This is a genomic window from Maribacter stanieri (genome assembly GCF_900112245.1).
In the GTDB taxonomy this organism is placed as follows: Bacteria; Bacteroidota; Bacteroidia; order Flavobacteriales; family Flavobacteriaceae; genus Maribacter; species Maribacter stanieri.
On sequence record NZ_FOYX01000004.1, the window covers coordinates 1 to 10,870 of the forward strand.

The 10,870-nt window shown below is 34.9% G+C and carries 5 protein-coding genes and 1 rRNA gene; 3 read left to right on the forward strand and 3 right to left on the reverse strand.

Annotated features, from left to right (window positions below; genetic code table 11):
- Positions 1-193: 193 nt before the first annotated feature.
- Positions 194-305, forward strand: a 5S ribosomal RNA gene (rrf, locus tag BM296_RS17000).
- Positions 306-969: 664 nt separating this feature from the next.
- Here rrf and BM296_RS17005 read toward each other — a convergent pair.
- From BM296_RS17005 to BM296_RS17015, 3 genes are all read right to left on the reverse strand, one after another.
- Positions 970-2,436: a glutamate synthase subunit beta gene (locus BM296_RS17005; protein ID WP_091904931.1), complete on the reverse strand. Its 1,467-nt coding sequence runs from the start codon at positions 2,434-2,436 to the stop codon at positions 970-972.
- A gap of 9 nt (positions 2,437-2,445) precedes the next feature.
- A complete protein-coding gene (gene gltB, locus BM296_RS17010) occupies positions 2,446-6,954 on the reverse strand; it encodes a glutamate synthase large subunit (protein ID WP_091904934.1) in 4,509 nt (1,502 codons plus the stop codon).
- A gap of 321 nt (positions 6,955-7,275) precedes the next feature.
- Positions 7,276-8,415 carry an acyl-CoA dehydrogenase gene (locus tag BM296_RS17015; protein ID WP_027068118.1) on the reverse strand — a complete coding sequence of 380 codons (1,140 nt, stop codon included), beginning with the start codon at positions 8,413-8,415 and terminating at the stop codon, positions 7,276-7,278.
- Between the two features lie 337 nt (positions 8,416-8,752).
- On the opposite strand from BM296_RS17015, the gene nhaD reads away from it, so the two are divergent.
- Positions 8,753-10,123 carry a sodium:proton antiporter NhaD gene (gene nhaD, locus BM296_RS17020; RefSeq protein ID WP_027068117.1) on the forward strand — a complete coding sequence of 457 codons (1,371 nt, stop codon included), beginning with the start codon at positions 8,753-8,755 and terminating at the stop codon, positions 10,121-10,123.
- Positions 10,124-10,175: 52 nt separating this feature from the next.
- Positions 10,176-10,865, forward strand: a complete 690-nt coding sequence (locus tag BM296_RS17025) for a MotA/TolQ/ExbB proton channel family protein (protein ID WP_027068116.1) — start codon at positions 10,176-10,178, stop codon at positions 10,863-10,865.
- Positions 10,866-10,870 lie beyond the last annotated feature (5 nt).

Sequence of the window (10,870 nt, forward strand, 5' to 3'; positions counted from 1 at the left end):
CTAATTGCCCGTCAGGCTTGCGCATACGCTCGTCCCGTTCTTAGGAACGGGGCGGACGACGATCTTTACTTCTTTCTTTTTATTACGAAAATTGCTTAATACTATAAGTGCTTCTTTCCTTTATAGGATCCTGTTCCATTCATGTCAACGATATTGCGGCGGAGGCCGCGCTCGGGAATGCCCGATCTAAAACTTAGGTGGCCATGGCGACGGGGCCCACCCCTTACCATTCCGAACAGGGAAGTTAAGACCGTTTGCGCCGATGGTACTGCTATACCAAGTGGGAGAGTAGGTAGCCGCCTTTTTCGAAAGCCCTTTACAGAAATGTAAGGGGCTTTTTTTATGCCATAGATTTAACGCAAGGGATACGGTCCTTACGTATCAAGACGTGCAAAGAACATTTTATATATAACAACATGAACCCGTCCCGGCATCCGGTACAACACAATAATAAAGGTTCGATTTAAACTAGTTATCTTTTTTGCAACTAAATAGATGTTCCATTGATGGATCTATATTAGCCCTTTCTTAAAAAGCATCTGCCGCAATAAGGACTAATCAATTGATTTTTTAGGTATGTTTACTACGTATAATGTAAAAAATATTGCTACTCTTTTAATTTTAATGGGACATCATCATATACATTATCTTCCCGTAATTCAAATTTAGTGTTAATATATTTATAGAATTGATAGGCTTCTTTAGTGTCGATAAAAATTAACTTTGGTCTCTATGGAAGATTTTTCTTAAATTTTTTACCTTTTATTATTTTGTAATCCTGAATTTTAAAAGCTATTCTTACTGGTATAAAAGAATTTAGTGCTAAGAATAAACTTTAAGACAACATGGTAGTTCTTCTTTTCAAACGCTAGTACTTTAATGTTTTGGTACCAGAGCTATATTTTTAATATTTACGCAAAAAAAAGCACACAACAATGTTGTGTGCTTTTTAGAAATCTTTAATATATATTATACTCTTGGCAAATCGCCTTCACCTTTAAGAGGTAAAGCTGTTTCACCCATCAAATATTTGTCTACATGATGTGCAGCTTGTCTGCCTTCAGAAATAGCCCAAACAATTAGGGATTGACCTCTTCTTTGGTCACCAGCAGCAAATACACCTGCAACATTAGTTTTGTAATTATTTTCGGATGCTTTAATATTTGTTCTGGCATCCATTTCTAATCCTAATTGGCTAGCGACGGTATTTTCAGAACCTGTGAAACCTAATGCTAATAATGCCAATTCACATTTCCATTCTTTTTCCGTACCAGGAACTTCTTTTAGCTGTGGGCGTTGTCCTGGAGTTTTAATCCATTCTACTTCCGACGTTATTAATCCTGTTAAATTACCATCTGAATCACCAATAAATTTCTTAGTAGATATACTAAAGAAACGTTCAGCACCTTCTTTATGAGAAGAACTTGTTCTAAGTCTCATAGGCCAAAATGGCCAAGGTTGACCTTCTGGTCTTTCAGCAGTACCCATTGGCATAATTTCAAAATTCGAAACAGATGTTGCTCCATGGCGAAAAGAAGTTCCAATACAATCGGAACCAGTATCTCCACCACCAATAACAACTACATCCTTGTCAGTGGCTTTAATTTCTTCGCCTAAATCTTTAATACCGTCTACACGTCTGTTGTTTTGACCTAAAAAATCCATCGCTTGAACGACACCTTTTAAATCTGAACCTTCTATTGGTAGATTGCGTCTAATGGTAGCTCCACCTGTTAATACGATAGCATCATAATCTTCTTTAAGTTTATCTGCTTGAATATCAACACCAATATGAACTCCACATGAGAATGATATACCTTCTTCTTTTAGGATTTCTAAACGTCTATCGATAACATTTTTTTCCATTTTAAAATCTGGAATACCATAACGTAATAAACCGCCAGGTTTTTCATCTCGTTCAAAAACAGTAATATCGTGTCCAGCTCTGTTTAATTGTTGAGCAGTTGCTAATCCAGCAGGACCAGATCCAACTACAGCAACCTTTTTACCAGTTCTATTTAATGGGGGTTGGGCAACGATCCATCCCTTTTTAAAGGCAGTTTCTACAATATTTTTTTCAATATTTTCAATACTTACTGGATCTTCATTAATTCCTAAAACACAAGCTTCTTCACATGGGGCTGGACATAATCTTCCCGTAAATTCGGGAAAATTATTAGTTGAATGTAAAATTTCGCTAGCTTTTTCCCATTTACTTCTGTAAACTGCATCGTTAAAATCAGGAATCAAATTTCCTAAAGGACAGCCACTATGACAAAAAGGTATACCACAATCCATACAACGAGCACCTTGCTCTTTTAGTTCCTTTTCAGGAAGCGGCACAGTAAATTCCTTATAATTTTTTAAACGTTCTTCAACCGGTTCGTATGATTCAATTTTTCTATCGAATTCCAAAAATCCTGTTATCTTTCCCATATTCCGATTTTAAATAGTTTGTAAATTTTCTTCTTCTAATCTAATTAAAGCTTGTCTGTATTCTTCAGGTAAGACCTTAACGAATTTAGGTAAGTAAGATTCCCAATTTTCTAAAATACGTTGAGCTAATGGACTAGATGTTGAGTTGTAATGACTTTCTATTAAATCTTTCAACTGTTTAATATCGCTAGCTTCTGTTACTTCTAAAAGGTTTAAACCTTCAGCACTACAGCGTTTTTTGAATGTTTTATTATTATCTAAAACGTAGGCTATTCCTCCACTCATACCAGCTCCAAAGTTTCTTCCAACTTCGCCAAGAATAACAGCAACACCACCGGTCATATATTCACAACCGTGATCTCCTATACCTTCCACTACAGCTTTTGCGCCTGAGTTACGAACGCAAAAACGTTCTCCTGCTTTACCATTAATATACGCTCTACCTGCGGTAGCTCCATATAACGTAACATTGCCGGTAATTACGTTGTCTTCTGGAACAATAGTTGATTTTTCAGGAACTTTGATGACTAATTTTGCACCAGAAAGCCCTTTGCCTAAATAATCATTAGTGTTTCCATTAACGATCATGGTTAATCCTCTTGTGGCAAATGCACCAAAACTTTGACCTGCTGATCCAGTGAAATTAAGTCTTAAAGTGTTTATAGGTAATCCTTCTGCACCGTAGGTCTTTGAGATTTCATTACTAATTATGGCTCCTACTGCACGATCTGTGTTGCAGATTGGATAATCTAAACTAAGTTTCTCCTTTCTAAATAGGGAAGGATTGGCTTTTGCAATAATATCAAACTCGATAGATTTATCTATATCGTGCTTTTGCTTTTCTGTATTATAAAATTTAGTTCCTTTAGGTACATCAACCTGATGTAATATTGGTGTTAAGTCTATACCAGCAGCTTTATAATGGTCTATTGCCTTTTTTCTATCTAGTTTTTGAACTTGACCAACCATTTCATTAATAGTCTTAAATCCTAATTGAGCCATTATTTCACGTAACTCTTGTGCTACAAAATACATGTAGTTAACTACGTGTTCGGGCTTTCCTTTAAATTTCTTTCTTAATTCTGGATTTTGAGTAGCTATACCAACTGGGCAAGTGTTTAAATGACAAACCCGCATCATTATACATCCTGATGCTACTAAAGGAGCTGTTGCGAAACCAAATTCTTCTGCACCTAATAAACATGCAATTGCAACATCTCTACCAGTTTTTAATTGACCGTCACATTCAAGAACAATTCTATTTCTTAAATCATTTAATACTAGAGTTTGTTGTGCTTCGGCAATACCAAGTTCCCAAGGTAATCCACAATGTTTTAGAGAAGTTAAAGGAGATGCTCCTGTTCCCCCATCAAATCCAGAAACAAGAACTACATCTGCTTTAGCTTTTGCAACACCGGCAGCAACTGTACCTACACCTACTTCTGAAACTAATTTAACATTAATTCTTGCTTTTCTATTCGCAGATTTTAAATCGTAAATAAGTTGAGATAAATCTTCTATAGAATATATATCATGATGTGGTGGTGGTGAAATTAAGCCTACATAAGGAGTTGAATTTCTAGTTTTCGCTATTTCAGGATTTACTTTTGGTCCAGGTAATTGACCACCTTCACCAGGTTTGGCCCCTTGTGCCATTTTTATTTGAATTTCCTTAGCGTTTGTTAAGTAATTAGATGTAACGCCAAACCTACCTGAGGCCACTTGTTTAATGGCACTATTTCTCCAGTCACCAGTAGAGTTTTTGTAAAATCTGTTTGCATCCTCTCCACCTTCGCCTGAATTACTTTTACCACCAATACGGTTCATGGCAATAGCTAAATTCTCATGAGCTTCTTTGCTGATTGAGCCATATGACATTGCTCCCGTTTTAAATCTTTTTACAATTTCTGTCCAAGGTTCAACATCTTCTAAAGGAATTGGATCATAGTTAGAAAATTCAAAAAGACCTCTTATTGTCATAAGGTTTTTTGATTGCTCATTAACCATCTTTGAATACTCCTTATAAGTGTTAGGTTCATTATTACGAACCGATTTTTGAAGTTTCGCAATTGATAACGGATTAAACATGTGTTTTTCACCGTCTCTTCTCCATCTATATTCACCACCTATTTCTAAATCTAGATTAGCGGCTACTTGTTTTTTACTAAATGTTTTATGATGACGTAATGCTATTTCTTTTTCTATTTGGTAAAGACCTATACCTTGAATACGTGTTGGTGTATTAGGAAAGTATTTGTCAACGACCTTTGTGTTGATACCAATACATTCAAAAAGTTGAGAACCACGGTAAGAGTTAAGAGTAGAAATACCAATTTTGTTCATCACCTTTAAAATTCCTTTTCCTATAGCCTTATTGTAATTTTTAATGGCTTCATCGAAAGAAATATCGGTAATATCATTTTCCTCTATTTGCTCTGCTATAATCTCATTAACCAAGTATGGGTTAATTGCACTAGCACCAAAACCGAATAATAAAGCGAAATGATGTACTTCACGAGGTTCTGCAGATTCAATTATCACACTTAATTTAGAACGCTTTCCTAATTTTTGTAATCCGCTATTTACAAATGAACAAGCTAACAAGGCTGGAATAGGTGCCATTTCCTCATTTATATTTCTATCGGATAGAATTATAATGTTAGCTCCTTCATCAACAGATTTAGATGCTTGGTCCAATAAAGATTGTAAAGCGTCTTCAAGTCCATTATGTCCTTGTTTTATAGAATATAGCATAGGTAATGAAACTACCTTGTAATCTGGACTTACATCATAATTTTTAATCTTATCTAAATCCTCTTTTGAAATAACAGGGTTTTGAATTTTAAGTTTTCTACAGTGTAATTCAGAAAATTCAAATATGTTATGGTCACTACCTAAGGTTAAACTTATATCTGTAATTAATTCTTCACGAATACCATCCAGTGGTGGGTTGGTAACCTGAGCAAATAGTTGTTTAAAATAATTATATATTAATTGAGGTCTTTGAGATAGTACAGCAATAGGGGTATCTGACCCCATTGATCCTATTGGCTCCTTACCTGCTTTGGCCATTGGGAGAACAATAGTATTAATATCCTCTAAAGTATAACCAAATACTGATTTTCTTTTTTCAAGCGTTTCTTCACCTAAAAATAAAGGACAATCATTATATGGAATGTCTTTTAGATGAACTAAGTTATCTTCTAGCCATTTTTTATAAGGGAATTTTTGAGCGATGTTTTCTTTAATTTCTTCATCGTTAACAATTCTACCTTCCTCCATATTTACCAAGAACATTTTACCTGGCTGTAATCTTCCATGAAAATCTACATTTTCTGGAGCTATGTCAACAACACCAGTTTCAGAAGACATAACTACGTAGTCATCTTTTGTTACTGTGTATCGTGAAGGTCTTAATCCATTTCTGTCTAGCACGGCACCAATAAAGTTACCATCGGTAAATGGTATAGATGCTGGTCCGTCCCAAGGTTCCATCATACAAGAATGATACTCGTAAAATGCTCTTTTAGCTTCAGACATTTCTGCATTTTTCTCCCAAGCTTCAGGTACCAATATCATCATTACCTCAGGTAAAGATCTACCGGTCATTAATAATAGCTCAACTACCATGTCCATTGTAGCTGAATCTGATTTGCCTGGTAATATTATTGGAAGAACATTTTTAATTTCATCTCCGAACATATCACTTTTCAGTAATTCTTCTCTGGAGAACATTCTAGTAACATTTCCTCTTAAGGTGTTTATTTCACCATTATGACACATGTATCTAAAAGGTTGTGCCAAATCCCAGGTAGGAAAAGTGTTTGTAGAGAAACGTTGGTGAACTAAAGCTAATCTTGTAACTACTCTAGAATCCATTAAGTCCGAGTAATAAAGACTAATGTCCAAAGGCATCAATAGTCCTTTGAATATTATAATTTTGGTAGATAAACTAGGGACATAGAAAAATTTATTTTCAGATAATTTTGAACCTATTATAGTATGTTCCGTAGTCTTTCTTGCTATGAATAATTTTAGGTTGAAATCGAAGTAATCCTGTTCTTCGTTTTCTTTTGCAACAAATATTTGTTTTACAAAAGGTTCAGTTTCAGCTGCAATTCTACCAGGAATCGATCTGTTTACAGGAACATTTCTCCATCCTAATAATTTTAACCCCTGTTTCTTAATATTCTCTTCAAAAACTGAAATGCAGAAATCACGTTGATTTTCTTTACGAGGAAAGAATATATTACCAACGGCATAATCGCCAACTTTTGGTAATTCAAAGTCACAAACGGCCTGGAAAAAGTCGTGAGGAATATCAATTAATATACCTGCTCCATCTCCTGTTTTACCATCTGCACTAACTGCACCTCTATGTTCTAATCGTTCAAGTATTTCCAACGCTTTATGTATAATGTCGTTGGACTTCTTTCCTTTAAGACTGCATATAAATCCAGCCCCACAGTTATCATGTTCAAATTCCGGTAGATATAATCCTTGCTTCTTCAGTGTCATCCTTTGTGGTATTTATTCAAAAATATCAATTTAATTGAATTATATTCAGTGATTAGAACAAATTCAAATAAAAAACTCAACGAAATAAATAAAAGCTTAAAAAATCGATAATTATGGATTTTTGAAACCTTCAATTTATCAGATTGATAAATTTAAGTTAAAATTCAGTAAATATAGGAGAGTTGGTGGGGGTGAATTGTGATTTTTATTGCTTTCTAACAATTAAGCTCAGCTTTATTTGTAGTATAACAAAGCAGATGGTGGTATTGAGAACAATCACCCCTATAAAAAATAGGGGTGATTGTTTTGTGTTTGAGTTTTTTACTTTAAAATACTTCTTGAAATTACAATTTTTTGAATTTCAGATGTGCCTTCGTAGATCTGAGTAATCTTAGCATCTCTCATTAATCTTTCAACGTGGTAATCCTTAACAAAGCCGTTGCCTCCATGAATTTGTACGGCTTCCACTGAGGTTTCCATGGCAACTTTAGATGCGTATAATTTTGCCATAGCACCAGATAAATCATAATCTCTTCCGTTATCTTTATCTAAGGCCGATTGATAAACAAGTAATCTTGCTGCTTGAATTTCGGTATGCATATCTGCCAGTTTAAAGGCAATTGCTTGGTGATTGCTAATTTCAGTACCAAAAGCTTTACGTTCTTTAGAATATTTCAATGCTAGTTCATAAGCTCCTGCAGCAATACCTAAGGCTTGAGCTGCAATACCTATTCTACCGCCAGCCAATGTTTTCATTGCAAACTTGAAACCGAAGCCATCTTCACCTATTCTGTTCTCTTTTGGTACTTTAACGTCATTGAATATAAGAGAGTGTGTATCGCTACCTCTAATACCAAGTTTATTTTCTTTGGGTCCAATTTCAAATCCAGGTGCACCTTTTTCTATAATCAAGGCATTAATTCCTCTATGCTTTTTGTCTTTGTCCGTTTGTGCTATTACAATATAGGTACTTGCCGTACCACCATTGGTGATCCAGTTTTTAGTTCCATTTACAATATAGTGGTCTCCCATGTCAATTGCTGTGGTTTTCTGTGAAGTAGCATCACTACCTGCTTCAGGTTCAGAAAGGCAGAATGCTCCAATTTGTTCTCCGGTAGTTAATTTGGTGAGATATTTTTCTTTTTGAGCTTCTGAGCCATATTTTTCTAACCCCCAGCAAACCAAAGAATTATTGACAGACATAACTACAGAAGTAGAGGCGTCTATTTTTGAAATTTCTTCCATTGCTAAAACGTATGAAAGTGTGTCTAGACCACTACCTCCATATTTAGGGTCAACCATCATTCCAAGAAAACCAAGCTCGCCCAATTTTTTAACTTCCTCTTTAGGGAATCTTTGCGCATCATCACGTTCAATTACCTCTGGTAATAGCTCTGTTTGAGCAAAATCACGTGCAGCTTGTTGTATAAGTCTTTGTTCTTCATTCAATGAAAAATCCATCTAATATATATAAGGGTTAACTTCTCAAAGATAAAGATATACCAGTTAAATATTCAACTAAAGGCACCAATTTTGTTGGTTTTGATAATGGACTTTAGTACTTGGTTTGTGGAGTCTTAATATTTAACATTTTGTTAAGCGTTAAAATAGGGTCAATAAAAACTTGTTAAATTTAAATTAGCAATGATTTAAGTATTTGGATGTCAGGTATCTTTAGAATTATTGTGAAATCATTAGGAATTCACAGACAATTTTAAATATCTTTAAGGATTATTTTTTTTAGAATTAGAACCTATATTTGACAACTAATAACTAGTTATTTAAAAAACCAACGAAAATGGAAACCATCATTGTTATTGTTTTTTTGGCGGGATACCTTGCCATTACCTTAGAACACAATCTTAAAATTGATAAGTTAATACCAGCATTAGCCATGATGGCTATATTGTGGGCATTAATTGCTTTGGATATTGACGGATTTACAAATTGGTTCGATTCTGCTAAGCAAGGTTTGGTAGATGGATTTGCGTCTTTAGGGCATCAAGAGAAAATGCATATGATGGAGGAGTCTCTTTTGCATCATCTAGGTAAAACTGCTGAAATTCTGTTCTTCTTGTTAGGTGCTATGACGATTGTGGAAATAATTGATTATTTCGACGGTTTCGCTACTATAAAAGGTTTTATTAAAACAAAAGAAAAAGGAAAATTACTTTGGTTATTTTCAATATTAGCCTTCATATTATCTGCCATTATTGATAACCTTACTGCAACTATAGTTTTAATAACGATACTTCAAAAAGTTATTAAAGATAGAGAAACAAAATTATGGTTTGCCGGTATGATAGTTATAACGGCTAACGCAGGTGGGGCCTGGTCACCAATTGGTGATGTTACAACGACTATGTTATGGATTGCAAATAGGGTAAGTGCGGGGCAGTTAGTGCTACACGTTCTTTTACCTTCATTGGTATGTATGATTGTACCTGTTGTAATTGCAAGTAGATTCAAGGTTTTTAAAGGGTTGATAGATGGCGAATTGGAAGGGGAGAATTCGAAATCCAAATATAGCGGCGTAATGTTGTATTTAGGTCTTGGAGCTATTTTATTCGTTCCAATTTTTAAAACGGTAACACATTTACCTCCTTATGTTGGTATGATGTTGTCTTTAGCCGTGGTAGCAACTTTTGCTGAGATATACAGTAATAAGAAATTTAGTATTTCTTCTGTGGAACAAGAAGGTCAAGATAGCGAAGGTCATCATAGTCCGGTTCATCATTCATTATCAAAAATTGAATTGCCAAGTATATTATTTTTCCTTGGGATTTTGTTAGCAGTTGCTGCTATGGAATCATTAGGAATTCTTTTTAATGCTGCTGGAGCACTAAATGAAGCAATACCTAATACCGATATCGTTGTTATGTTATTTGGTTTAGGTTCTGCTGTAATTGATAACGTACCATTGGTTGCGGCCAGTATGGGTATGTTTAGCGAGCCTATGGATAATCCACTTTGGCATTTTATTGCTTATTCTGCAGGAACAGGCGGTAGTATGTTAATAATTGGTTCTGCGGCAGGTGTTGTTGCAATGGGTATGGAGAAAATTGATTTCTTTTGGTATCTTAAAAAAATTGCATGGTTGGCATTTGTTGGTTTTATAAGTGGAGCCATCGTTTTCATTTTGCTTAGAGATTTTGTGCTCAACGCATAATTTAATTCGCAATTCATCGTTATAAAGGCAAATTCAATACTTAAAGAATATTATGTTATTATACCAGGATTTGGCTCAAGATGCGAGCGATGAATTATTGTCTGAAGAGAAAACTCTTTCGGTTATAGATTTAATATTTAACGGAGGTACGGGTAGTGTGATTATTATTACAGTACTGTTCATTATGTTAGGTGTTGCTCTGTATATCTATTTTGAACGATTGCTTGCTGTAAATGCGGCATCAAAAATAGATAAGAATTTTATGAATCAAATTCGCGATTATGTTACTTCGGGTAAGTTAGATGCGGCAAAACTTTTATGCGCTCAGACTGATTCTCCAGTGGCAAGATTAACTGAAAAAGGTGTTTCACGAATAGGAAAACCTTTGGATGATATAAATACCGCTATTGAAAACGCAGGTACTCTTGAAGTTTATAAACTAGAGAAGAATGTAAGTATTTTGGCGACTGTAGCCGGTGCAGCTCCAATGATTGGTTTCTTAGGAACCGTAATTGGTATGATCTTAGCCTTCCATGAAATGGCAAGTAGCGGTGGTCAAGCGGAAATGGGTTCATTGGCATCGGGTATTTATACAGCGATGACAACTACTGTTGCAGGTCTAATAGTAGGTATTATAGCTTATGTAGGTTATAACCATTTAGTGAACAGAACTGATAAAGTGGTTCATAAAATGGAGGCTAACGCCGTAGAATTCTTAGACTTATTAAACGAACCTCTTTAATTTTA

Excerpts from the sequence above, each read along its gene's own strand:
- BM296_RS17005 (WP_091904931.1), bottom strand. The coding sequence starts at position 2,436 with ATGGGAAAGATAACAGGATTTTTGGAATTCGATAGAAAAATTGAATCA.
- gltB (WP_091904934.1), bottom strand. The coding sequence starts at position 6,954 with ATGACACTGAAGAAGCAAGGATTATATCTACCGGAATTTGAACATGAT.
- BM296_RS17015 (WP_027068118.1), bottom strand. The coding sequence starts at position 8,415 with ATGGATTTTTCATTGAATGAAGAACAAAGACTTATACAACAAGCTGCA.
- nhaD (WP_027068117.1), top strand. The coding sequence starts at position 8,753 with ATGGAAACCATCATTGTTATTGTTTTTTTGGCGGGATACCTTGCCATT.
- BM296_RS17025 (WP_027068116.1), top strand. The coding sequence starts at position 10,176 with ATGTTATTATACCAGGATTTGGCTCAAGATGCGAGCGATGAATTATTG.